17 protein-coding genes are annotated in these 24136 nt (G+C 56.0%); 6 read left to right on the forward strand and 11 right to left on the reverse strand.

Translation table 11 applies throughout. The features are described from left to right. Positions 1-103: 103 nt before the first annotated feature. The 3 genes from HG15A2_RS04250 to HG15A2_RS04260 form a co-directional block, all read right to left on the reverse strand. Positions 104-4264: a hypothetical protein gene (locus HG15A2_RS04250; protein WP_145058167.1), complete on the reverse strand. Its 4161-nt coding sequence runs from the start codon at positions 4262-4264 to the stop codon at positions 104-106. A gap of 229 nt (positions 4265-4493) precedes the next feature. Further along, positions 4494-4685: a PIN domain-containing protein gene (locus tag HG15A2_RS04255; RefSeq protein WP_145058169.1), complete on the reverse strand. Its 192-nt coding sequence runs from the start codon at positions 4683-4685 to the stop codon at positions 4494-4496. A gap of 212 nt (positions 4686-4897) precedes the next feature. Further along, on the reverse strand, positions 4898-6637 hold the full coding sequence (locus HG15A2_RS04260; RefSeq protein WP_145058171.1) for an alkaline phosphatase: 1740 nt from the start codon (positions 6635-6637) through the stop codon (positions 4898-4900). A gap of 208 nt (positions 6638-6845) precedes the next feature. On the opposite strand from HG15A2_RS04260, the gene HG15A2_RS04265 reads away from it, so the two are divergent. The 4 genes from HG15A2_RS04265 (at position 6846) to HG15A2_RS04280 (ending at position 12374) form a co-directional block, all read left to right on the forward strand. After that, a complete protein-coding gene (locus tag HG15A2_RS04265; protein WP_218932316.1) occupies positions 6846-7586 on the forward strand; it encodes a CDP-alcohol phosphatidyltransferase family protein in 741 nt (246 codons plus the stop codon). A 149-nt stretch (positions 7587-7735) separates the two neighbouring features. Continuing rightward, on the forward strand, positions 7736-8719 hold the full coding sequence (locus HG15A2_RS04270; RefSeq protein WP_145058175.1) for an MBL fold metallo-hydrolase: 984 nt from the start codon (positions 7736-7738) through the stop codon (positions 8717-8719). Between the two features lie 244 nt (positions 8720-8963). Then, positions 8964-10928 (forward strand): tetratricopeptide repeat protein, encoded by a 1965-nt coding sequence (locus HG15A2_RS04275; protein ID WP_145058177.1) that lies wholly within the window; start codon positions 8964-8966, stop codon positions 10926-10928. An 81-nt stretch (positions 10929-11009) separates the two neighbouring features. After that, positions 11010-12374, forward strand: a complete 1365-nt coding sequence (locus tag HG15A2_RS04280) for a polysaccharide biosynthesis/export family protein (protein WP_145058179.1) — start codon at positions 11010-11012, stop codon at positions 12372-12374. Between the two features lie 11 nt (positions 12375-12385). Here the strand turns inward: HG15A2_RS04280 and HG15A2_RS04285 are convergent, their stop codons facing one another. The 7 genes from HG15A2_RS04285 to thrS all read right to left on the reverse strand — a co-directional run bounded on the left by HG15A2_RS04285 (position 12386) and on the right by thrS (position 20997). Beyond that, complete coding sequence (locus HG15A2_RS04285; RefSeq protein ID WP_145058181.1) at positions 12386-13408, reverse strand: polyadenylate binding domain-containing protein; 1023 nt, start codon at positions 13406-13408, stop codon at positions 12386-12388. Positions 13409-13664: 256 nt separating this feature from the next. Then, on the reverse strand, positions 13665-15689 hold the full coding sequence (gene pheT, locus HG15A2_RS04290; protein ID WP_145058182.1) for a phenylalanine--tRNA ligase subunit beta: 2025 nt from the start codon (positions 15687-15689) through the stop codon (positions 13665-13667). A 147-nt stretch (positions 15690-15836) separates the two neighbouring features. Further along, positions 15837-16916, reverse strand: coding sequence for a phenylalanine--tRNA ligase subunit alpha (gene pheS, locus HG15A2_RS04295; RefSeq protein ID WP_145058184.1), 1080 nt, complete (start codon positions 16914-16916; stop codon positions 15837-15839). A gap of 149 nt (positions 16917-17065) precedes the next feature. Next, positions 17066-17422, reverse strand: coding sequence for a 50S ribosomal protein L20 (gene rplT / locus HG15A2_RS04300; protein ID WP_145058186.1), 357 nt, complete (start codon positions 17420-17422; stop codon positions 17066-17068). A gap of 167 nt (positions 17423-17589) precedes the next feature. Further along, positions 17590-17793: a 50S ribosomal protein L35 gene (gene rpmI / locus HG15A2_RS04305; RefSeq protein ID WP_145058188.1), complete on the reverse strand. Its 204-nt coding sequence runs from the start codon at positions 17791-17793 to the stop codon at positions 17590-17592. A gap of 298 nt (positions 17794-18091) precedes the next feature. Next, entirely contained in the window at positions 18092-18595 is a 504-nt protein-coding gene (gene infC, locus HG15A2_RS04310; RefSeq protein WP_145058190.1) for a translation initiation factor IF-3, read from the reverse strand. Positions 18596-18900: 305 nt separating this feature from the next. Continuing rightward, on the reverse strand, positions 18901-20997 hold the full coding sequence (gene thrS / locus HG15A2_RS04315; RefSeq protein WP_391483916.1) for a threonine--tRNA ligase: 2097 nt from the start codon (positions 20995-20997) through the stop codon (positions 18901-18903). Between the two features lie 816 nt (positions 20998-21813). Here thrS and HG15A2_RS04320 point away from each other — a divergent pair. Together HG15A2_RS04320 and HG15A2_RS04325 are read left to right on the forward strand one after the other, a co-directional pair. Next, complete coding sequence (locus tag HG15A2_RS04320; protein ID WP_145058194.1) at positions 21814-22689, forward strand: PEP-CTERM sorting domain-containing protein; 876 nt, start codon at positions 21814-21816, stop codon at positions 22687-22689. A gap of 65 nt (positions 22690-22754) precedes the next feature. Beyond that, positions 22755-23312: a PEP-CTERM sorting domain-containing protein gene (locus HG15A2_RS04325; protein ID WP_145058196.1), complete on the forward strand. Its 558-nt coding sequence runs from the start codon at positions 22755-22757 to the stop codon at positions 23310-23312. 78 nt (positions 23313-23390) lie between these two features. On the opposite strand, the gene HG15A2_RS04330 is transcribed toward HG15A2_RS04325, so the two are convergent. Next, a complete protein-coding gene (locus HG15A2_RS04330) occupies positions 23391-23885 on the reverse strand; it encodes a hypothetical protein (protein WP_145058198.1) in 495 nt (164 codons plus the stop codon). Positions 23886-24136 lie beyond the last annotated feature (251 nt).

Below are 24136 nucleotides of genomic sequence, written 5' to 3' on the forward strand. Positions count from 1 at the left end.
TAGAGACTCCCGCGCAGATGGTGACTGAGGGGCCGGACTCGATTGTGACTGACTTGCTGGGTGAGGATGTGGGAAACCCGACTGAAACATGTTGAATGATTCACTATAAGCTGTAATTGATTCGAATTCTCACGACTGAGATTCCCAGGAATAGAATCACTAGTTGAAATGAGAGAGGTTCAGGTACTACGAAGTAGGTTATTCCCAACGTATTTTCCCAAACGGTTCGGTCAGCTTCATCGACCTTTCGGTCGTAGTTGCCATCGGCAGCGAGGTTTCCTGTCTCAAGGGCCGCTAGCCAGACGTCGTAGTCCGTGTAGTTGACTACTCCATCTCCATTGTAATCGCCCGGGTTGTGAACGAGCGTGATCGTAACCAAGGAATTCGGCGAGAAGTAGTCCCTCGTGAAAGTATCGTAGTCATTCAACCGGAATTCACCGTTAAGCGAGAAACGGAATTCTTCACCTTGGGCGAATTGGCCGGAGAGCTGAAAGCCACGCTCGGTGAGGATGGAAGGTACGCCAAGTTCCAGGCCATTTATGGGAAGATTATCGTAATGGAAGGCCGTACCGAAAAAATGCACCTCGCTTCCCTCGAACGCCTTGAAAGCTTTTGCGAAAGTTCCCCCTGAAATGTTCGCAAGGCCACTAGTGGAAAATCCACCGATTTCGCCCTCAGCTCCACCGATTTCACCCCCAGTAATGTTGACAGTACTACCTTCATCGGCGCTGAGAGAATGAGTCACCGACCCGCCCGTCATGTTGATCGCACTCCCCCTCCTGGCCCTTATATATAGCTGGATTTCACCTTGGTGGATATTTACGACGCTGTCTGAGTAAGCAGTAAATCCACTGGCTATCGTACCACCGCGGAGGTTAACCGTCGCGCCAACCGCTTGCGAATCCTTTGCAAGATAACCCCCGGGTAAAATGTCGACGCGACTTCCCGGCCCTGCTGTGAAGCTGTGTCCCACGATCGCACCAGCATCGATAGTCAGTGTTTGTCCTTGCCGAATGCCGTACGGCACTGCATCCTGGGAAGCAAGGATATGTCTTGGGCCTACTTCGGGCAGATCGGTTTTTTCGAATATCAATGTCGAGCTAGAGCGAATGTAGTCTCCGGTGATGTGCGTCAGGGCGAAGGGCGTCCCATCGGCAAGAATGCCGGTATAGTCAGAACTACTATCGAAGACGATCTGCAAGGAATCGCCATTGTTACGTAGTTCAGTGACAGGTTCCCCGTTGATATGGAAGTCGTCTCCGAAGATCGTGATCCGGTTACTCTCATCCCTGGTAACGAGCGACTCGATAGCGCCGCCTGAGAAATCAATGGTGGCCCCCTCTTTGAGATGGACTTGGCCGGCCCGGCCTCCAGAGTACGTGATCGAAGTCCCTTCGGTAGCCAAAATGTTGCCAAGCTCGCCACCGGAGATGTTGATCTTGCCGGCATAAGCTTCGATGGCTCTGCCGGCAAGGTGGTTCAAGTAGGGGTGCCCCCCAATCGTTCCTCCGGAGACAGTGATTCGACTCCCTTGGAAGATATCGATGCCGGCGCCAACCTCTCCGCCACTAATTTCAATGTTACTGGCGGCGAATCCATCCATACCTTGCCCCACAAAGCCACCTTCTACGATGATCGTACCGCCTAGGGTTTCAAAGTTACTGCCAAGGGTGCCGCCTTCGGATACGCGGACGAAACTACCCGGCCCAGCCATCAAGTTGTTCGGAACATTGCTGCCGGCATCCACTGTGAGTGATTGGCCTTTATGAATGCTGACCGGCAACGGGTCGATTGATGCGACGAAGTGTCTCGGCATCGGTTCGGGTAGGGGAGTCGGAGAACGCTTGAGGGTAAGTACGCCCTCTCGAAACCGATCGCGGTCCCAGGAATTGAAGGCGAAGGGAGTGCCATCTGCAAAGTAGCCAGTCAGTAGATATTCGTCAGGCAGGTCCAAGGGGTGAGTCTCTGCATCGGGACTCCAATCATCGAGAGGCTCTCCATTGAGGAGAAACTCAGAGCCAACAATGGTGAAGCTCACGAAGGGACTTGCGTAGAAGTCATCTGAAATGACGCCACCAGACACTTCAATCGCACTAGAACCAATGTCTTTATAGCCATCTAAGTTGCCTCCCACGATACGGAGCGAACTGCCGTTCTCAAGTTTGAAGCCTTTCTTGAAGTGGCCTCCTGTGATCGTCAGGCTACCATTACGATTCAAGTGGAACTGGGAGTCGAACTGACCACCTGCAATTGTCCCAGTGCTAACTTCGACGGCTCCGTGGAAGTGCCCGCCATTAATCATACCGGAATTCTGCAGAGATGCCGTCCCGGTAAATGTAGCGCCCATTATGTTCGGCTGCCCCGAGACCGTGAAGCCATCACCGAACACTCCGCCCTGGATATTGGCACTGGCACCTTGAGAGATGCTGATGATCCCTGTAAAGATTCCCCCGGTAACGTTAAGGGAACCTCCAGGACCGACATAGATGCCCTTGCCGACGTTGCCGTCGAGTACGTTCAACTCTCCACCAGCGAAGATATCGATGGCACCTCCAAGCTCGCCCGTGGTCACGTCGACTACCGAGCCGTTGGAAATATCAAAACCAGATGAGATGGTCCCGCCATTCACGTGGACTCGCGCCCCTGCGGCTTCGAATACTCTTCCGATCACGCCACCCGTTTCAACGGAAACATCGCTGCCTTGACCGGCACCGAAGTAATCGCCAATTTCTGCCCCTGCATCCACGGTCAAAGTTTGGCCGCTTCGCAACCCCTTGGGAATCGTATCCATAGATGCCAAGAGACGCGCAGATTCGATCACTGGGAGTTGGCTGCGTTGGAGGATCACCCTCGCTCCTGCTAGGCTCTCCCTCGCTGATACTGACCCAGACTGATAGAAATCAGAATGAGAAAACGAGAAAGGGCTTCCGTCTGAGAGAAAGCCACTAAGCGCGGCGCCGTCTGGTACATCGACAAGGACGGTGTCGCCGAGTGAGTCTAGCCCTTGAACAAGTTGTCCATTGAGGACGAACTCGCCACCGACAAGCGTGACTTCGTTCCCAGAAGTTGCTACCAGTGTTTCGCGGATCTGGCCGCCAGAAAGATTGAGCTGCGAACCGTTAGAGAGAGTTAGAGCAGATAGAACTCCTGCGGAGAGATTCACGGTACTAGCGTCGGCCCATACACCGTTGTACTCCGCACCTGTGCCTCCGATATTAGCTACGCTGTTCTCATAAATCTGCAAGCTACTTTGAATACGGCCACCGGAACCGTTGATCACAGTACCGTAGGCACGAAGCCGACCACGTACGATTCCGCCGTATAGGTTCAATGCACTGCCCTTGTAGAAAGTTCTCCCGCTGTAGGAACCCCCATGAATTTCCCCTGAGTGTAGGTTTACGGTACTCGAGCTGTGGACGTCGAAGGAATCCGTCAGCGTGCCTCCGTCGATGTTGACCGTACTTCCTGCAATAGCTCGCCCTGTGAGTTCGCCGGCACGTAGATCGACCTCGGCACCAATCGCTTCGAGGTCTAGGCTTACGTTTTCCGTGACACGGGTGACGCTCCCATGCCCGGCTTGTACTCGTCCAAGTTCGTCATCGACGATCAGAGTCTGGCCCTCTCTGAGTCGATAGATATGGGGATCGGTGGATGCATATTGCAAAGCGGGGCCTATCGGGGGTAGCGGAGCAAGCTCGAAACTGAGTGTCCCCGCGTCGAATTCATCCCACTCGCCAAGTAGTGAGAAGGGAGTGCCATTAGCGAGTACGCCTGTGAGCATCGAGTTACTATCAAACGTAACTTGAGTTTGGTCCCCAACTCCGTTCAGGTCGGTGAGTGGGATTCCATTAAGCTGGAAGTCTCCTCCAACGAAATGAACCTGGCTTCCATGTTCCGCTTTTATTCCATGATCCAGAATACCTCCGCGAATATTAACGATTGCTGCATCATTAGCTTCGAGTGCTATCGGCATATTACTGCCGTATAAATTGACTGTTCCTTCCCGGTATACTTCCAGGTAGCGACTTGCGGTACCTCCATAGATGTTGAGTTCGACAATCGTTAGCGTTCTCCAAGGGTGAGGGAATCTCAGTTGGTAGGGGAGAGTAGCCCCCTCATACACGTTGATCTGCGTATCAGAAGAGATGGGTGATGGAAACGAGTCATCAGGCAGGTTGTAGACAGTGGTGAACTCGGCCAACAACGGAGCATGAAGAACCCCTGAGAGACAAATCGCGAACACGATTGTGCGAAACGAAAACATGACTTTTCCAGCTCATGATTGTTGATACTTCAGCAGTGTTTGCGATGATAGCACTAAATCAAAAAGACGAGATAGGTCGCTTCTGGTGTAACTGCAAGGCGTGCTAGCTGTTTGGCCACTGTGCAATAGCCCAGTGCCGCTGCAGCCTTGTCCAACCGTGTATAGCTTTAACCCGCACTGGCACTCGGCCCCTGCTTGCTTCGCCGCACTTGGGCCACAGCCACAAAAACTATTCCGATACGCCATCCCACGGGTTCGCCAGCATCACGCCGGTTGGCTTGAAGTGGGCGACAATGTGTGTCATGAGTCGTAGTCCGTGGCGTAGTACGGTTGCCGCGATTAGGCCATCGGCGAGAATCGGTTGGCGGTCTTTGGTTGAGAAGACCAAGTGAATTGCAACGTTCGCGAGCGATTGAGGCATGGACGTAACCCCTGCGGAAGAGGTTGGCGTATCTTACCATTTTCCCAGGGTAGTCGCGGCTGATACCGCGACAACCCTGGGCTGTGAGACGGAACGCCGTTGGCGTAGGCTCGGGGGCAAGTTTTTCTGGCGGCACTCGCGTAGGCAGGTGGCACTCACTCTTCACACGGCAGCGGGACGCTGCGGGCTAACACTCGTGAAGGCGACAGCCTCTACTGCTGCATCAGCTCAATCATCCGTTGCCCAATGTCGGTCGAGTGATGAATCCCGGAGAAGGGCTTTGTGGCGGCCTCGGGTCCCCAGGCGCCTAGCGTAACTGGCGTACTGGTGTGGGTGCCGGTGCCCCAGACAACGTTTTGCTCTTCGGCTAGCAGGCGACCTAGCAAGTTCATGCGGAGGTTTTCGCCGTAAACGTAGAATGAGTTGAAGTCGCGGATGTTGGGTAGCGTTTTGGTGCCCAAGAAAGGATGGCCCTCTTGGTACATCTTGTTACGGCTGCGCGTGAGCACTTGGACGGCTTCGTCGAGATCGATATTCAGCGGCATGGCACTGTTGACCAGCTCCATGAGGCTCTCGGCCGTTTGCTCTTTGGCAGGCAGGGCGTCGAATGTTTCCAAGATCGTGTAATAGCTCTGCTTTTGCCCGTAGAGAGATTCCAGCGTGCGCTGACGGGCGAAGTTGAAGTTGGGTTCAAACTTTTCGTTATTAAATACATTGCCCGCGAGCTGCCGTGCTTTGGGGATCGAACTGCCCGAGTAGCTAAACCCGAACGAGCCCGTCTCGTGATCGGCAGTGACAACAATCACCGTGTCGTCGCGATCCTTGGCCCACTCCATCACGGCAGCAACCACCGCGTCGAAGCGAAGCAACTCGTGCAGCATGGCACCGGCGTCGTTGTTGTGTCCTGTCCAGTCGATTTGGCCCCCTTCGATCATCAGGAAGAAGCCTGCGGGATTTTGGTCCAGCAGTTCGATGGCCTTCTTGGACATCTCTACGAGCGTGGGCTGATTGCGTGTGCCAGCGTTGTCGGCGGCCTTTTCGGCGAGCGCATCCAACATGGCAGTGTCTGAAAAGAGGCCTAGCACGGGCATTTCTTCGATGCGAGCGAGCGCGTAGCGGTCGAAAGCCAATTGGTAATAGTCACGTGCTTCCAGCAACAAATTACGGTTGTCGGTGCGTTTGGTGGTGATTGGATACGCGTCGCCGATTAATTGGCGAAGCGCCTCGTAGGTGACGCTCTCCTTCTTTGCTGCCGCGGCCGGCACCCAGTGTCGCAAGCCGCCGCTAAGCATCACGTCGGGCTGCGTCTCAAGCATGTCTCCGGCGATCTCGTTCTCCATCGAACGATGCCGTTGGTGGGCGGCGAACGAAGCGGGCGTGGCGTGGGTGATGCGCGTATCGCTGACCAACCCCGTGGAGCGTCCACTCTCCTTCGCATATTCAAGAACGGTTTTTGCGGAGTCGCCTTGGTAGTTCGCGCCGATCATTTCTGAGCCAGCGTACTGTCCTGTGGCAATCTGTGTAGCCGAGGCAGCGGAGTCGACCACAAGCATGTTGTGTGGTTCAGTCCGCATGATTCCTGCGACCCCCTCGTTCATGAGTCGCTCGATAGCGGCTTGACGATCCTCGTAAGGGGAGTGCTTTCCATGATGGGCGTACTGTGTGAGCAGACCCACCTGTTGAGGACCCATGCCGTCGCCGATGAGCAGGATCAAGTTGCGGATGCGGGGCTTCTCAGGTACTTGTTCTTGAGAAGTCTTACGTACTGGCTCAAAGAGCAACGACTCGCCGGTACCCAACCGGCCCCTAATCGACTGGCCTTGAGTAACGGTCCCCTCAGCGACCGGATCGTGGGCGCTCACGTCACCTATCAGCATCATCAATCCACAAATCGTGCAGATAGCACAACGGGTGAGCAGGGATGCGAGGGGATTCAAAGACGGGCTGGTCATGGTGCTTACGAAAAGTAATTGGCCCTCGCAAATTAGCCGGCCAATAGGGCGGTATCCGTGCGGAGCGTTCTTTTGAGTGGCGTTTTCTAATGATGGGGTAGTATAAGTATAGCTGGCAAGACTGGGATATTGCGGGAGATCGAGATTTCTTAGGATGTGGGAAATACTCACATCCGCTACGACCCGTTCCTCATCGCAGTGTTACGACATGACTCAACCAACCCAGGAGAACAGCCTCGCCAGAGAATCGAAGCCGGCGGCGCAGCGGATTTCGCATAGTCTGCTCGATCCTTGGCTTACCGGCCCGCTCAAGGGCCTCTACCGCCGATTGGACATTCCCGCTTCGTTTCCCCCAGAGGGGATCGTGCTCACGGGGCACATTCTGGCCATTTTCGGAGCGATTGGATTCGCCCTCAGCGGAAGTCATTGGTGGGGCGGTCTGCTTGCTGCGCTGGGTGTCGCGGGGAACCATATCTGCGACGTGCTCGATGGCACGCACGCTCGCGCAACCGGTCAATGTCGCAATGGCGGAGAACTGCTCGACCACTTCGTCGATCCGCTTTCCTTTAGCTACTGGACTGCGGGATTGGCGTATTGCAGTGGCGAACCCTGGTTCGCGGCAGCGGGGATCACAGTCATCTATGCCATGGCTGTGCTTACGAGCATCAAAGCGAAGATGGTGGGGCAGTTCACCCTAGCTCATTTCGGGCCGACGGAGTTTAAAACGTTGCTCATCTTGTTCGGCATTCACCAAGCGTCTTCGCTGGTGACGAGTTCCGGTTCTAAGGCTGGCCTTGCCGAGGCTGCGATGAACCGAGCTTGGTGGTTTCTGCTGGTGTTGGTCGTTGCCGGAATCATTCAGTTGAAAATCAGCTTGTGGATGGCGATCAAGGAAGTAAATTCGGAAGACGCCGAGCAGCCAGATACCACCGAGTGGGAAGTTAGGTAGGCGCTAGTTGTTGGGCGCTAGGCGCTGGTTCTCGTTTGCCACACAAGAACTAGCGCCTAGCGCCCAACAACCAGCACCTCTCTACTGATGGTAGGTGATTAGGTGTGAAGTAGGTGCAAACCGTTGATCAACCAAATAAGGTGCCGAGAATGTTCCACTGGGATCGAGGGCTGTTTTTGTCGCGTCCTCGACTGGCGATTGATGTACAGCGGCAGCAGCCTCATGGGTTTATTTCGCATGCGCATCACGATCACATGGCGCGGCACACGCGTGCGTACTGCACACCAGAAACTGGGATGCTCTATCGGCATCGCCTCGGGAGTGGTCGCACGGTCGTAGAGCTCCCCTGGGGAAAGCCTTATGATTTCGGCGATGTGCGACTCACGACACACCCGGCGGGGCACTGTTTGGGCTCGGCCATGCTGCTGGTTGAGGGGCTCAAGACTCCCGAGGGCGAGCAATCGCTGCTTTACACGGGCGACTTCAAGTTGGGCAACTCGGCAACTGCCAAAAAAGCTGACCCGCCCACTGCGGATGTGCTGCTGACCGAATGCACTTTTGGGGATCCTCGCTTTGCACTTCCGCCGCGCGAGCAAACGATTGAAGAGCTGATTCTGCTAGTGAAAGCGACAATCGATCGCGGACAAACCCCCGTGGTTCATGCCTACGAGCTGGGCAAAGCGCAAGAGGTGACGCGGATTCTCACCAGCTGTGGCGTTGCCGTGCTGCAACACCCGGCCATTTTCGCCGTGAGCCAGGTGTACCAGCAGTGCGGAGTTGATCTGGGGGCAGTTCAGTGCTTCGACTCGGAGTTGCTGGAAGGTCGTGCCGTCGTGACGTTGCCCAAACGTTCTGCTGGCTACCGCCTGGCGGGTATAGCGCGACCGGTGAGTATCGCAGTCACCGGCTGGGCCATGGACGAGCGCTCTGCAGGGCGCTGGGAAGTCGATCATGTGTTGCCACTTTCGGACCATGCCGACTTCACCGAGCTGTTAGAGTTGGTGGAGCGTGTGAATCCACGGCAGGTTTACTGCCTTCATGGGCCGCGACTCAAGGAGTTCGTGGCACATCTCTGTGAGCTTGGGCACGATGCGCATCTCGCGCACGACGGATTTCAGCGAAGACTCTTCTAGTTGCAATGATCTTGCTGCATCGCTGAGCATGGCAAACTGTAACGATTGTGATGCCTGCTGGCATCGCATGAGGCAATTTGTACCGCTTGTTCCGGCGGATGCTGGTTGCCTTGCTCCGTTGGTAGCGGTTTTGCTGCGCTCGACAGTCCGCGACGGTCGAATCAGTTGATACAGGTTCTACGACTCACGCCGGTCCGTGCTAGCGGTACCAATCCTGACGATTCGACTGAGAAAGTTACTCACTATGATCTTTGCCCGGCTCATGAAAGACCGCCTGTTCGCAGGTCGGCTCCAACTTCGAGAGCTTTTTGCACTGCCTTGCCGCAGGCTGGGTACCGCTTGCCGGATACTGGGTGCCGCGCGACGAAAGCTAGTCACGGTGAGTACAGCGCTCGTGTTGTGTACGAGTGTCGGCTGCGGTGAGAATCCGTATCAGCCCATGCAGTCGCCTGAAGATTACTACTTCGCGGGACCTACAACCGACCAAGCAGATCCTACAGAGCCAAGCTCAGCGGAGGCTCCGCTGCAGCCCCATGTGCGCCGGGTTGCGATGATCAGTGGTGAGAAGTACTGGGAATTCGAGTCTCCTCAAGGTCCCGAGCTGCAGTTGTTGCCGCCGGTTGGGAGCTATCAGCCAGCATTGTCCTACGTCCCAACATATACCCTTGAGACTCCGCCCGAGCAAGTTGAGTCCGTGGTACCGGCATTGAAAGAGCCCGCGGCCAACGAGATTCTTGCCGGCGGTCCCATTGTGGAGAGCGATGCCTACAACGAAAGCCGAGTCGGTAAGCTCAACGTATCGGACAGTGCGGTTTCGGAGACGATCGACTCGACGATTGCCATCATGCTGTTGCCGCCCATACCCATGGAGATTGTGAGCAACGAGCCCCCTGTGGAAAGCAGCACTGCTTCGATAGTCATGGAAGGGCCGAGCGCTGATCACGAGGGTGCAGAGCAAGTGCTCGCGGATCGGGGAATTGCCGCTGAAGACACTTGGAACTTTGATTCGAATGCCGAATCTTCAGATCAAGAATGGTCCTTCAGTGAATCGACCGATGAATCGGAATCGGAAGAAATTGCAATGAATGGGACAGAAGACGAAGAATTCAAAGCATTTGTTAGCGAAGACATCACGCCACCGGTTTTTGCTCGAGAAGAGTCAGCTGAAGAGCAGCGTCTTGCATTGGTGCCAACGCCTATGGGAGATCTCGCCTCAGAGCAGGAAGAGGCTCTGGAGGAGCAAGAGATTGTCGAGGCGCCTTCTGCGATTACTACCGGCGTAATGACGGGTGCCAAGGTGAACGAGCGGGCGATTGCGAAGATTCGTCGCGGTTACAAGCTGGCCGGAAAAGGTGCTTACTATGCAGCCAAGTCGGAGTTTATCGGCGTATTGCAAATGATCTCGCAGGCGAAGGATAGCAAACACGGCAAGCCGCGGCGCACGATCGCGCTGGCCGCAGGACTTCGCGCACTTGAGGAGGCGGAAGATTTTACCCCGCAAGGTGCCGAGTTAGATGCGGAAGTTCCTGTAGACGTCGTTGCTTCTGGGCATCGGACGCCTTTGGATATTGATTTGAAGAAAACATCGCTGCTGCCCCAGCAGGTTATGGATCGCTACTTCCGGTACGCTCAGTACAAGTTGGGCGGCTCGGTTGCCGGCGAACCGGCCGGATCGATGGCGCTGCACGCCTTGGGCAAATTGCACAGTCAGCTCGGCAAGTTAGAGCCAGAGCAGAACCCGCTCGCCCAACGCCACGCCTATGCATTCCAGCAGGCGGCTTTGATGGCTCACGACGGAAACCACCTAGCCGCTCACGAGTTGGGCGTTCTGATGGCCGAAGCAGGGCACTACCAGGAAGCTAGCCTGCTGCTCGACCAAGTCGTGCAGCAACAACCTCACCCGACTGTACTGCGGAACTTGGCCCGCGTGCAAAAGGAACTTGGCAACACACAATTGGCTGCCGCAACTCGCGCTCGCGCTCGCGACCTAGAGCGGGCCAGCGGAACCACTAACGGCGTGGCTTGGGTAACACCTGAGTCGTTTGCCGTCCTGGGCCGACAGCCCGCCGGAGTACCGGGGCAATCGCGCCCCATGATGAACGCCCGGCAGCCGTCCGCTAACGTCGCCCAGCGACCTATCCCACCAGGACAGCCCATGACATCGGGACAGAGTGGGCACAGATTCAATATGCCACAGAGAAACTACTAGCTTGCGTAATAAGGATCGCTCCCTCGGGGAGCATTTCAAGCAAACCATCTAGCGAAGCCAACCACCAAGCAAATACTCGCCATGAAGAACACATCTCGCACCGCTCGCATTAGTTTTTCGCTCGTTGCGTTAGCGATCCTTGCCTACTTCGGTGGTCGAATGCTGGCTGAGGAATCCACGACGACTAGCGAGAGGATCGGCACCGGTTCTATGACCTTACAGGCTACAAGCACAAAGTCACTAGAGTTGCCGCGCAAGCTAGTGGCCGCTTGGGGGGCGCAGGAGAAGGCACGCAGCAAGACACCATCAGGCGTGGTGAACTGGAATGAGATAAAACTATGTCAATCGCTTGGCCCTGCGGCACCGCACCCTATCTGGGGTGTCGATAGTCTGTCGGGTTGTGGCCAGGGTGAAGTCGGGTGGGAAGCCCGCGGCAGCATCGATTGGCAAGCCTACGCACAAGGCGAGTACGTCGGCCACGCGCGCTCCGCTCATGTATCGGCCTATCGGTTACGCGTGGACGACCAAATCGACTTCGTGTTTCGTCTCACACGCCAAGTCACCGGTTTCCCGTACGAGTTGCAAGTCGGAGATAAAATCCGCATCGAGTCGCTTACCGGCGATACCGGTTCGTCTGCCGGGAACGGTAGCGACAATTCGGAAGACAACATCCGCCGCGAGTTGGGTGTTCAGCCCGACGGAACGATTAGCCTGCCACTGTTGGGCCAAGTACGTGCTGCCGGCATGACCGTCGACGGGTTGCGTTTGCTACTCGAGGAGAAGTACAAGACGTACTACAAGGTCCCTGCCATCACGGTAACACCACTAGAAGTAAACACCCGTTTGCAAGATCTCATTGCGGCAGTCGATGCTCGCCAAGGTACGGGCGGCCTGCAATTGCCAGTTCAGGTTAATCCCGATGGCAAGATATATTTACCTGGCCTCGGCGCAGTGTGTGCTCAGGGCCTGACGATTGAAGAACTCAAGTGGGAGATCGACGCTCGGTATGCTTCCACAATCCCCGGCGTCGCTGTGACACCCATTCTTAGAGAACGAGCACCACGCTTCGTATTCGTGCTGGGCGAAGTGGCCCAACCAGGTCGCTTTACGCTCGATTCGCCCACGACACTCATGGGAGCCATCGCCTTGGCCGGTGGTTGGAACCCAGGTGCGAATCTTCGCCAAGTGGTCGTCTTCCGCCGCGGCGACGACTGGCGGCTCATGGCGACGATGCTCGACGTGAAGGGGGCCCTCTATGGACGCCGTCCTACGCCAGCTGATGAGATTTGGATCAACGACTCCGACGTAGTTGTCGTGCCCAAGTCACCCGTGAGGGCGACCAACGAGTTTATCGAGCAAGTCTTCACCCGCGGGCTGTACGCAGCGTTTCCACAATTCGCGTTCGGGCAGTTCAACTTCGACAACTTCTCGTCGATTGGCAACTGAGCCGGCACCACTCACTCGCGGATGATTTTTTTGAGAACCGAGTGCTCGCGCGGGCCGGTTACTGCCGCCGGATTGGGAGCGGGAGCCGGTATTTCTTCACTCACGACTGGTTTTGAAGCCGCTTCTGTAGGAGCTAATTCATTGGCAGGGGTCCCGAGGATCGACCCGGCTGGTGCTCCAGAAGTTTGCAGCGCTGGTTGGGGTGTCGGGCGAGTGGGAACGACTTGCGACTCCTCAGCTGCCAGCTGAGGTTCAGCCAACTCGGGCACGGCTGGCTGAGGCGACCTCGCTGCGAAGCGTTCGACGGTTTCACTAAGTGCCGCGTGCATGACCAGGAAGCTTGGCAGGCTGGAAATCTTCACGTAATGCTGATCGCGGGCGACGCTGTCCATGCGAGTGAGCGTGGTCTGAAGCGCACGCATGCCGAGTTGCACGTTCCCATCGACGGCCGGTGGGAGGGCGTCGTCGGAGAGTTGAAGGTACTGCTGCCAGCCTTCGCCGGTGGAAAACTCTTCGAGCTCTTCCATCAGATTTACTGACGCTGCTTGGAGTGTATTGAGTAATGCGGCATTCTCGTAAGTGGCGATCTCGGCAGGCGTGGGGTAGGCCACCTGTGCTTCGGCTAATTCGGGCTCTCCGGCTGGCGTGGGGGGACGCGTGTTTTTGAATTGGCGTGGCTTGCCGGCGGGGACTTCGTTTGCTCCGATTTGCGGACTACCCGCTGGCCGTGGCTGAAGTTGGGGCTCGCTTGGGTCTCGCCGCTGCTGCCCGAACGGCCTGAGTACGACACGCGGTGGCACCGCTTCAAGCGGCGCAAGGTAACGGAGCCTTGGCAAGAACGGCCGCCGAGCTAGCACAGGTGGTTGCACGATCGCCCCGCCGACAACCACGGGCTGCCCCACACTGACGGCAATGGCCCGGCGGCGCAATATTTGGCCGTGGGAGTTCTCGGGCAATGAGGATGCCAAGGCACTAGTCGCAATGAGCAACGAGGTTAGGTAGCGTAAGGGAAACAATTGAACGGATAGATTCATGGCGGTGAGTACGTTGTAGAGTCTCGAATGCAGATTGAGACTCGTTGGTACCTTACTTGGTAAAGGAAAATCGTAAGTGGAGATGGGCCGCGGAGGGTCGGAATTTCCGGGCACGCTACTGAGCAGGTTCAGTTGAGGTGGGTCCTGTTGGGTGGGCCTGCAAGGTCCCCATTCTACCCAGGTGAGAACAAAGAAACACCCTCTGCGGAGGGGGGTGGAAGCGGTCCGGCTATTCTGTGGAAATTCCCGTGCTGAACTAGGCCCGTAGCTCGCCGCCCACCTCTTTTTTCAGAGCCGCCACAATGCTATCTCGCACCGCGTCTGCCTGTTCGCTTGTGAGGGTGGCCGAGTCCGAACGGAGTTGCACGCTGAAAAGTAGGCTTTTCTTGCCCGCCTCCAAGCGTTTGGGGTCGCGGTAGGTTTCCTGGTACTCGATGGCCTCCAGCAGCTCTCCACCAGCGGTTGCGGTCAAACGCTCTACGTCTGCCCAGCAGACCGACTCGTCAACGACGATGTTCAAATCGCGTGATACTGCCGGATAAGGGGAAAGTGGCTCGGCAGTGACGACCAGCTGAGCGGCTTCGATCAGCAGATCGACATCGATCTCTGCTACGGAGCAGCCGTGGCGCAACTCGGATCGCTCGAGCCCGGCGTCGCTCAGCTCGCCAACGTAACCCAGCGGCTTGCCGTCGAGTTGTAATAAGCCGCTTCGTTGTGAGTCGAGTAGCTCAAAGTCTGCTGGGGTGACTTCTAGGTGGGCGTTCCGGGTCGCTGCTCCGACCACGGCCTCGACGACTCCTTTGAGCTCCAGGTAGCCACCGCCTGAGGTGATGGCGAGCAGACGTTTCTGTTGAGGCAGTTCGCCCGATTGAGGCAAGTATACGTTGGCAATCTCGAACAATTCGATGGTTGGGTTCGATGCCTTTTCGTTGTGCAGCCGAGAAGCGAGTAGACTCGGCACAAGTGTTTGTCGCAGGCAGTCCGCCCGGCGTAGTACGGGAGTGGAAACTCGCAGCGGCTCGGCCTGCGACCACGGTTGAATCGCATCGATCGTCGTTTCGTCCACGGCGCTCAAGGTCATGGCTTCGTAGAAACCAGCTGCGACGAGGGTCATGCGGATGCGATCTTGCACGCGATCTTGCTGGGTGCGCTGCGAGGCGACCATGCGCACTCCGGCGTCTTCTGGGATTTGCTCGTACCCAAAGATGCGAGCGACTTCCTCGATCAGATCAATCTCTCGCGTAAGGTCTGCTCGCCAACTGGGGGCGATCACCTTGATGCAGTGATCGCAGATGTGCGTTTCTTCGCAGCCGAGGTCGGTGAGAATCTTCTGTACCTGCTCCACGGGGACGGCAATGCCGAGAACACGCTTGATTTGCTCGAAGCGAAGCTTGACGGGTTCGGGCTTCTCGTAGGTTTCGCCGCTGTCGGCGATTGTCTCGCAAAGCTCGCCGCCAGCCAGTTCGAGAATCAATTCGCAGGCACGGCGACTAGCCCAATCGATGCCCAACGGGTCGACGCCCCGCTCGAAACGGTAGGACGAAGGACTGTGCAAATGATGGCGGCGCGCGGTGTTACGTACCGAGAGGGGTGCGAAGTCAGCCGCTTCGATGAGCACGTCGACCGTTGCCTCAGACACTTCCGTATCAGCCCCACCCATGACGCCAGCCAGCGCGACGGCCTTTTCGCCGTCCGCGATCACGCAAGTTCCCTCGGCCAATTCATATTCTTTGTGATCGATGGCCGTGAACTTCTCGCCCTTGGTTGATTCCCGAACGACGATCTTTTTGTCAGCGAGCTTTGCCCCCGATAGTTTATTAACATCGAAAGCATGCAACGGCTGGCCGCACTCGAAGAGCACGTAATTGGTGATGTCCACCACGTTGTTGATCACAGCAATGCCAAGCGTGCGGAGGCGGTTGGCAAGCCACTCGGGACTGGGTCCGACTTTCACGCCGCGGATGAGACGGGCGGTGTAGCGGGGGCAGAGTTGGGGGCACTCGACTTCGAGTTGGCCAAGACCGCCCTGCCCTGTTGGCTTAGGTTGAGGTTCCTCTACCTTTAGCTCGCGATCCCAAATCACGGCGACTTCCCGCGCAACGCCAATGTGCCCCAAGCAATCGGGTCGGTTGCTGGTGACTTCCAGATCGACGCCGGTATCGCTACCGACTTGCTCTACGCCCTCAAGGTTCAACCCAGTGAGGGTGAGCTTGAGGGTCAACTCATCGAGATCCTTGGGGAGCTCAACGTATTCTTTCAGCCAGTCGAGTGAGACGATCATTGGTCTTGAACCACAGAGGCACGGAGGACACGGAGTTGAGTAGGGATTAGGGAAATAGGATATAGGGTGTTAGGAAACACAAGCGACTGTTGTACCTATTCCCTAATCACTATTACCTTCTTGCCCTCCCGGATCTCCGCTGTTAAGTCAGAACTGCTCTAGAAACCGCACGTCGTTTTCGTAAAGCGCGCGGATGTCGGTAATGTTGTGCCGTCGCATGGCGATGCGTTCCACGCCCAGGCCGAATGCGAAGCCGGTGACTTCTTCAGGGTCGTAGCCCACGGCTCGCAGCACGTTGGGATCGACCATTCCCGCGCCGCCAATTTCCATCCAGCCGCCTTGCCAGTTGATATCGACCTCAACGCTCGGTTCGGTAAACGGGAAGAATGAGGGGCGGAAGCGCACATGAATGTCCTCGCTGCCTTGCCCTTCTCCCATTTGATAAAAGCTCTGGCAGAACAGCCGCAGCACGCTCTTCAGATCGGCCATTGTGACACCCTTGTCGATCAGCAAGCCTTCAATCTGATGGAACATTGGGTAATGCGTCGCGTCGGCCGTGTCGGGACGATAGACGCGGCCCAGAGAAATGATTCGCACTGGCGGAGGCCCATCGCCGGAGGCGACACCAGCAATACAGTCCTCCATCACGCGGATTTGTACGGTGCTTGTTTGGCTACGCAATAAGAGTGCGTTGTCGTCAGAATCTCCGGCTGCTAAGCCGCTAGCGGTGGATAGATAAAAGTTATCCAACGGGTCACGCGCCGGATGCGTCTCAGGAATGTTTAGGGCGACGAAGTTGTGCCAATCGTCCTCGATCTCGGGCCCTTCCACGGCCGTGAAGCCAAGTCGGCCCATGATGTCGCGCATCTCGGCGATGGTCTGTGTGATCGGGTGCAAGCGGCCAAGGCGTAGCGGGTCGCCCGGCTCGGTGGCATCGAAGGCTTCTTGTTCGCCCTTCGTGGCTGAGCCCGCTAGGCGTTCCTGCGCTGCAGCAAAGGCTGCTTCGACAAGTCCTTTGACTTCGTTGAACTTCTTGCCCGCGGCCGGCTTGTCGCCCTTATCGACGCTGCCCATACCCTTTTGGGCGGCTTTCAGTTTGCCCGCTTTGGCACCGACGTACTCTACACGGGCCGCTTCGAGCGCATCGGCATCCGCAGCCGAGGCGAAGGCAGCTTTCGCACCTTCGACCAGCGCATCGAGTTCAGCAACGAAATCAGAAAGTGCCATTGCGATCAGTCAATTTGGGATCCTAGCCACTAACGAAAGGCTTCAGACTTCGGACCTCAGGCTTCAGGGCTCTCACGGTAAAACGAAGAGCCCCGAAGCCTGAGGTCGGAGGCCCCGCTTCGAGTTCTCGATAAGGCTCAGCGTCAGAGTTACGCCGACAGTGCCGCACGAGCCTTTTCGAGGACCGCGTCGAACCCGGCTGGGTCGTTGATGGCCATTTCGGAAAGCGTTTTGCGATCCAACTCGATCTCAGCCTTTTTCAAGCCGTGGATTAGCTGGCCGTAACGCATGCCGCGCTCGCGAGCGGCTGCATTGATGCGGATGATCCACAGCTTGCGGAACTCACGCTTGCGTACGCGACGATCGCGGAACGCATAGGCTTCTGCCTTGACGAGGGTTTCTTTCGCCGTGCGGAGCAACTTGCCTCGGCCGCCGCGATAACCCTTGGTCTTCTTAAAGAGACGATTCTTCGCCCGATTACGGGCACTACCTTTCGTGGTACGCATGGTTGCGAACCCTTTACTACTTAATGTCTTCCCCGCCCAGGTCCCTGCTCACGATGCAGAAGTTCTTACCCGGCGTGGTTGGTGGTGAGGCTTTAGGGGATTAGGCCGTAGGTAGGTAGGGTCTGCATTCGATAATCGTATCAAGTGCGAGCCCTAAAGCCTAAATCCTAATAACTGTTTCCAGCCAGGGCTTCGGCGATTATCTTCGAATTGGTGTCAGTCGTCACGGTGGTGCCACGAAGATTGCGTTTCCGCTTGGTGCTCATCCGTGTGGCAAGGTGACTGGTTCCTGAGTGGCGGTGCTTGGCCTTGCCCTTGGCGGACAGGCGAAACCGCTTCTTGGTTCCCTTGTGAGTCTTTTGCTTTGGCATCGGTCTGCTTTCTATTCGGCTCTTCCCAGTTGGGAATCCAAGATTATCGGTAGCCCCGAATTCTAGCAGAATCTCTGAGGAAGCCAATAGCCGCGTGCTGAGAGAGAAATTGTCAAGAATAGCCGCGACCCAACGGGTCGCCGGAGTACTCTCGCCAAGATTAGTCGCTCAGCAGGTAGGCATTCCAGGAAAGGCATACCCCGAAGGCAGCGCACCGGCAGATCGTTGATCCGCGGCTAGGGGCGATAGAAGCTAGATCCCTATTCCCCTAACTACCTATTTCCTATCTCCCTATCGCCTACTTCGGAGCAAGTACCATCACGATTCTTCGGCCGGCCATTTTCGCCGGCTGCTCGACTTTGGAGACATCTTCCAGCTCTTCGATCAATCGTTGGACAAGTTTGAAGCCCTCTTCGACGTGGGCGTTTTCACGACCGCGGAAGATCACTGAGCAAATCACTTTGTCCCGAGCCCCGAGGAACTTGCGGGCACGGTCGCGCTTGGTCTCGAAGTCGTGCTTGCCGATTTTCGGGCGCAGACGGATTTCTTTATTCTTGCTTTGGTGAACGTGGCCCTTATTCTGCCGCTTCTTCTGTTGGTACTTGAACTTGCCAAAGTCCATAATGCGGCACACGGGCGGCTTCTCTTGCGGGGCGACCTCTACAAGGTCAAGCCCTGCCTCACGCGCTTTCTCTAGCGCTTCGTCACGGGTAATAACGCCCAATTGTTCGCCATCGTCACTGATTACACGCAGTGGCGTGACACGGATCGATTCATTGATCCTTTGCTGGTTACGATCGATTTCTCAAACCTCCGAATAGGAAAAGGGGGAGCGCTGCGATGGAAGCAGCGTTTGATCCACAAGTATTGGTTATGAAGGGGGTTTACGTCAAGCAGCGGTCGCAAATCGGCTGACAACCTCGTTTCCTCGCCTGGAGCAATCTCGTTCCCACGCTCCCGCGTGGTAACGCAAGTGCTAGACGATCCCGCGTCTCAACTACCGGGTCGGTAGTCCACTACGCTTGCGGTTTCGCCGCAGGAGCGGCTCGATATCCCGTTCCCACGCAGGAGCGTGGGAACGAGGTGTGGGAACAAGGTTGAAATAATCTAGTACCCATCGCCCTGCTCCACCGGCGCCGCAGGAGCCGCTTCGGCCACCTGCCGAACCGTTTTGTCGGCCACTTCGGCTTGCAACTTAGCGATTGCCTCGGCCACGGGCATCGCGCCCAGGTCGCCCTCGATGCGATCTCGCACCGTCACGGTGCCGTTCTCTGCGTCTTTCTCACCGACGACAAGCATGTATGGGATCAGGTCGATCTGTCCTTCGCGAATTTTCGCGCCCAGCTTCTGGCCGCGATAGTCGCCCGTCACGCGGAAGCCAGCTTCCTTCATTTGCTGCTGAACCTGCTTGCCGTACTCTTCGCTCTTTTCGCTAACGGTCAGTACGCGCAATTGCTCAGGCGCGAGCCACAACGGGAAGGCACCTGCGAAGTGTTCGATCAACACGCCAATGAAGCGTTCCATGGAACCGAGCGGTGCACGATGGATCATTACCGGCTGATGGGGTTGGTTATCCGCGCCAGTGTATTCCAGGCCGAAGCGTTCGGTGCTTGGTAGATTGTAATCGAGCTGGACGGTGCCAAGTTGCCATTCGCGACCGATGCAGTCGGTCACCACGAAGTCTGCCTTCGGTCCGTAGAAGGCTGCTTCGCCCGGCTCGATTGCCATGTCTGGCAAGTCCATCGACTCGCACACTTCTTTGAGGGCCGCTTCGGCCCGATCCCAAACTTCTTCGCTGCCCACGTACTTCTTGCTGTCTGGATCGCGGAAGCCTAGTCGTACGCGATAGTTGGTCATGCCCAGCGAGTTCAAGACTTTCTGAGTCATTTCCAGGCAGCCGCGGAACTCTTCAGCCACTTGCTCGTCTGTGCAGAAGATGTGCGCATCGTCCTGCGTGAAACCGCGCACGCGTGTCATGCCGCTCAGCTCGCCGGACTGCTCGTAGCGATACACAGTACCGAACTCCGCGAGCCTCACCGGTAGGTCGCGATAGCTGCGTGGTTTTGACTTATAGATCATGATGTGATGCGGGCAATTCATGGGTTTCAGGAGGTACTTGTCGCCCTCTTCACCCTGCTGGTGCATCTCGATCGGCGCGAACTGCGACTCCTTGTAATAAGGGTAATGCCCGGAAATTTGGTACAGCTCTACCTTGCCAATATTCGGCGTGTAGACGGCATCGTAATCGCGTTGGCGGAGCTCGTCCTTGAGGTAGTCCTCAAGCGTCTGCCGAATGGCCGCGCCCTTGGGCAACCACAAGATCAAGCCAGATCCGACCGTCTGGCTAATGGTGAATAGCTCCAGCTGTTTACCCAGCACGCGGTGGTCGCGTTTCTTCGCTTCCTCCAATTGTGTGAGGTGTGCCTTGAGTTCTTTCTTGTCGAAGAATGCGGTCGCGTACACACGCTGCAGTTGCTCACGCGAGTTGTCGCCCTTCCAGTAAGCACCTGCCACGCTGAGTAGCTTGAAAGCTTTGCCGATATGCCCTGTGCTGGGGATATGCTTGCCGCGGCACAGGTCGAGAAACTCCCCCTGGCGATAGAAAGAAAGCGTCTGCTCTTCGGCCAAGCCTGTTTCAATGTGTTCGACCTTGAATCCTTGGTTCATCTCTTTGCAGGTAGCGATTGCCTCGTCGCGCGAGAGCGATAGGCGTTCAAACGGTTCGTCCGCCTTCACGATCTTTTTCATCTCTGCTTCGATGGCTGCGAAGTCCTCTTCGCTGAGTGCGTGGTCGAGATTGAAGTCGTAGTAAAAGCCGTTGCCAGTCACTGGGCCGAAGGCGAGACTCACGCCATCGAACAATCGCATGACGGCTTGTGCCATCACATGCGCGCAGCTGTGCCGCATGATCGCGAGAGCCTCGGGGTCGCGTTTGGTGAGCAGCCGGAGCTCGACGCTTGCCTCATCGCTCGCTGCTTCGCCAGCGCAGTTCGCCGCTATGCCGCCAAGCGGGGCTTTTAGGTCTTGTTGCTCGCCATCCACCACAGCCGCTACGGCGCTCTTTGCGAGCCCAGGCCCAATGTCGGCGGCCACATCGTAGGCTGTGGCTGTAGGTTCAAACTGTTTCTCAGTGCCGTCGGGCAGCTTCACAGTGAGCATTTTCGATTCCGTTCCCGCTGGATTGGTCTGTTTGTTGGGTCCCAGCGAGTGCTGGTCGCTTGGCTCATCTATTTTTAAGGCCTTAAAGCAGGCTGTTATAGGCCTATTGAGTCGAAACTACCCGGCAAGGTTCATTTCCGCCCTGAGCTGGGCGCGGCCGCACGGGGCAGGCAATTTCCGATCTTTTTGCCGGCTGTGCGCTTGGGGCGAGACAGATTGCTGTATTTCCTGCCTGTTTCCGGCAAGGGCTAGCTCGCGAACCAACCCTTGTCCCTGGTCACACCGCACCTTCTGGATCATTCAGGGGCGATCGAGGCAAGGTCAATCAGGAAGATATTTTCCCGGTCCCCTGCGACTATCGGTTCGTCGTAAGTGCAATCACCCTAAGCGGTAAACACGCTTTGCGGACAGCCCCCGCAGGCCTTTCCCGAAAAAAAATACTCCCCGAGAGCGCAAAACTGTTGCAAGCCGACAATTGCTTGTTAAAGTAAGAGGAGCTGCTGCGAAAAGTTCGCAGCGGCTGTGATTAGCGTAATTAGCTATTAACCTCCTCTTTAACGGAAACCTTGGAGCAGCCAGAGAACTAAGTCTCGCAACTCGGGTCCGGCAAAAAAACAGGACGGAGTGCAAGACTGTGGGCAGCAAGCTTCCTCGCTTAACCGAGGTTAGCCAAATCGCAGATTCCGCTGTGAATCTCGATTTGCCTCTCAAGCCGCTTTAGAATGGTGAACTAGCTAAACGCAACTTTTAAGAGAACGTAATTAAAAACGACCACTCAACCTTAATTGCCCCCCTATCAAGCGCAGACTTTTTCACTTGGTTTTATTCAACCTTATGAGACGGGGAATCGGAGAAATGATCATGAAACGTGGACTAGTATTGTCACTTTGTGCAGCTGCGGTAGTTGCAATGTCAGCACCAGCAATGGCAGCTGTAGATGCCTCTCTTAACCTGAGGTACAGCGATCCAGCCAATCCGGCTGATGGTGGCGAATGGCAGCTTGTAGTTCAGTCTGATTCGGGTGCATCCAATGGTGTCTCGGGTATTCAGGCTCTTATCACTGGTGCTTCGGGCGTTACTGGTATTGACACCGGTAGTGTCACTGGCAACGCCGCAGTTTGGGATAACACGGGCGATACCGTATTTCGCTTCCAGCCTATCACCGGTGGTGCTGAAGTAGCAGCAGGCGACGCACTTTCTGGCACGCTTCTTACTGGTGTGGGTACTGGCGGTGCTTCGGCTGGTAATATCGCCAATGACGTGTTGCTCAATCCTACCTGGGATAACTCAGCGCTAATCGCTTCTGGAACCTTTGGTGCAACCCGTCCGACCTTTACACTTGCTGCCAATGAGTTTGACAGTGGTGCAGCCGTCGCGGCAACTGTTAACCCAGTAGTTGTTCGTGGTGATTCCCTGAATACTCTTGATCTTGAAGATGGATCAGTTAGTGGTAGCAAGGGTCTTTTGCTTGGTGATTCGAACCGCAATGGCACGATCGACGCCCCTGACTTCAGTGCTGTTATCGGTAACTTCGGTGGTGTTTTCGGCTGGGATGGTGGAAACTTCAGTGGAGCTGCAAATGGTACCGTTGGAGCTGAAGACTTCAGTGCAGTAATTGGTGGATTCGGAAATAGTCAAACTCCCGTCTCCGTCGCTGCTGTTCCAGAGCCTTCTACTATCGTGCTCTGCCTAATGAGCTCAGTTGCTGCTTGCGGTGTTCGCCGCAAGCGTGGCTGAGTCGCGATTACTTGTAGAAGCAGCCAAAGTTTTCAACTAAAGTTTACTGTAAGGATAAAAGACTAATGAAGAAATTAACATCCGTATCGGCAATGGCAGTCGCATTCTGCTTTGCCCTAAGCTCTAGCTTGTCAGCCGCTCCTATCGTCGGGGTTGCTCAAGACGTTTCGGAAGGTGGTAACGACCGCTTCACGTTCTCTATTGACGCCAATGGCGAGCAATACGATACGATCGAAGTTAATGTGGCTGGCGAAGTAAATCAGGCTGGCGGAACCACGGCTTTTGCACTGCCTAGTGAAGACACTGCCTTCCTTGGCCCCGGAGTGGTTTTTATAGGTGCTAGTGCTGTCTCTGCCCAAGACGATAACGCAGGCTTCTCAGGAGTTGTTGGATTTCAAGCTCCACAGCTCATTTCGGAAGCCTTGGCGCCAGGAACTCCCTTCTTCCAAGCTGTACTGCCAACTGGCGGATCAGCAGACTTTGAAGTCAATTTCCTTCGAAGTGGTTCCTTTATCCCTGACTTTTCGCAACGTGGCGTATTGGGCATTCCTGAGCCAACCAGCCTCGTGCTGTTCGGTCTTGGCCTAGTTGGCTTCTGCGGCTCGCGTCGTCGCAATGGCTAAAGGTTGAAGCTCACCACGGTGAGTAACGTATAACAATCGAAGCCCCTCAGTTGGTAACAACTGAGGGGCTTTTTTGGTTTAACAAGCTTGTTTGCCAACTTGAGGGATATCCAACTTGATGGAAGTGAAGGGGCAGTGCTGAACGTGGTGGCCTCGAACAGTGAAAGCTCGGCAAAGTTGACAGGTCCAAGGAGTCGATCTGCGACCACACAAACTTCGAAGCAGCAATAACACGAGTTGTCGCCAATGGCAGAGCGACTGCTTTAGACGGTATGCGCGAGAAGGAGTTTCGAGCATCACCACGACCGGCTCATCGACGAGCTTCTTAGGGTAGCGTATCGACCCCAGTCGGTACATCGCGTGGAGATTCACAAACGTGATGGTGGGGTACGCAAGCTTGGCATCCCAACCGCGGTAGATCGCGTAATCCAGTAGGCGATACTCTTGGTGCTCTTGCCTCAGCGGTACGCAACGCTCCCTAGAACAGTTATGGCTTTCGACCCTTTCGCTCGTATCACGATGCAGTTGCTCAATTCCAACAATTTCTGGTGGATGGCTGAACATGTCGCTCATCCGAGTGTACTTGCTAGAGTTGGGATTACCCCGTGCTTAAGGAACCCGAATCTAGGGTTGCTTTATCAAATCCTAGGGCTCCCCTTATCAGTCAGTTCGCCGTTTTCCCCTATAAATAGTTCCTCCGGCAGAGTTTTCGGTTTTTTAGAAAATAAAGCTTGCAAGGTCGAGAAGCCTGCCTATAATAAAACTTGTCAGGCCAACAATTGGCTGCTGATACTCACAACTGCAACTCTTAGGTTTATTGTCCT

It is taken from the genome of Adhaeretor mobilis (assembly GCF_007741515.1).
Lineage (GTDB): Bacteria > Planctomycetota > Planctomycetia > Pirellulales > Lacipirellulaceae > Adhaeretor > Adhaeretor mobilis.

Coding starts and splice junctions, on each gene's coding strand:
- HG15A2_RS04285 (WP_145058181.1), bottom strand. CDS start 13,408: ATGAATCTATCCGTTCAATTGTTTCCCTTACGCTACCTAACCTCGTTG.
- pheS (WP_145058184.1), bottom strand. CDS start 16,916: ATGGCACTTTCTGATTTCGTTGCTGAACTCGATGCGCTGGTCGAAGGT.
- HG15A2_RS04260 (WP_145058171.1), bottom strand. CDS start 6,637: ATGACCAGCCCGTCTTTGAATCCCCTCGCATCCCTGCTCACCCGTTGT.
- rpmI (WP_145058188.1), bottom strand. CDS start 17,793: ATGCCAAAGCAAAAGACTCACAAGGGAACCAAGAAGCGGTTTCGCCTG.
- HG15A2_RS04280 (WP_145058179.1), top strand. CDS start 11,010: ATGAAGAACACATCTCGCACCGCTCGCATTAGTTTTTCGCTCGTTGCG.
- HG15A2_RS04275 (WP_145058177.1), top strand. CDS start 8,964: ATGATCTTTGCCCGGCTCATGAAAGACCGCCTGTTCGCAGGTCGGCTC.
- HG15A2_RS04250 (WP_145058167.1), bottom strand. CDS start 4,264: ATGTTTTCGTTTCGCACAATCGTGTTCGCGATTTGTCTCTCAGGGGTT.
- HG15A2_RS04265 (WP_218932316.1), top strand. CDS start 6,846: ATGACTCAACCAACCCAGGAGAACAGCCTCGCCAGAGAATCGAAGCCG.
- HG15A2_RS04330 (WP_145058198.1), bottom strand. CDS start 23,885: ATGAGCGACATGTTCAGCCATCCACCAGAAATTGTTGGAATTGAGCAA.
- HG15A2_RS04320 (WP_145058194.1), top strand. CDS start 21,814: ATGAAACGTGGACTAGTATTGTCACTTTGTGCAGCTGCGGTAGTTGCA.
- HG15A2_RS04270 (WP_145058175.1), top strand. CDS start 7,736: ATGTTCCACTGGGATCGAGGGCTGTTTTTGTCGCGTCCTCGACTGGCG.
- rplT (WP_145058186.1), bottom strand. CDS start 17,422: ATGCGTACCACGAAAGGTAGTGCCCGTAATCGGGCGAAGAATCGTCTC.
- HG15A2_RS04255 (WP_145058169.1), bottom strand. CDS start 4,685: ATGCCTCAATCGCTCGCGAACGTTGCAATTCACTTGGTCTTCTCAACC.
- HG15A2_RS04325 (WP_145058196.1), top strand. CDS start 22,755: ATGAAGAAATTAACATCCGTATCGGCAATGGCAGTCGCATTCTGCTTT.
- pheT (WP_145058182.1), bottom strand. CDS start 15,689: ATGATCGTCTCACTCGACTGGCTGAAAGAATACGTTGAGCTCCCCAAG.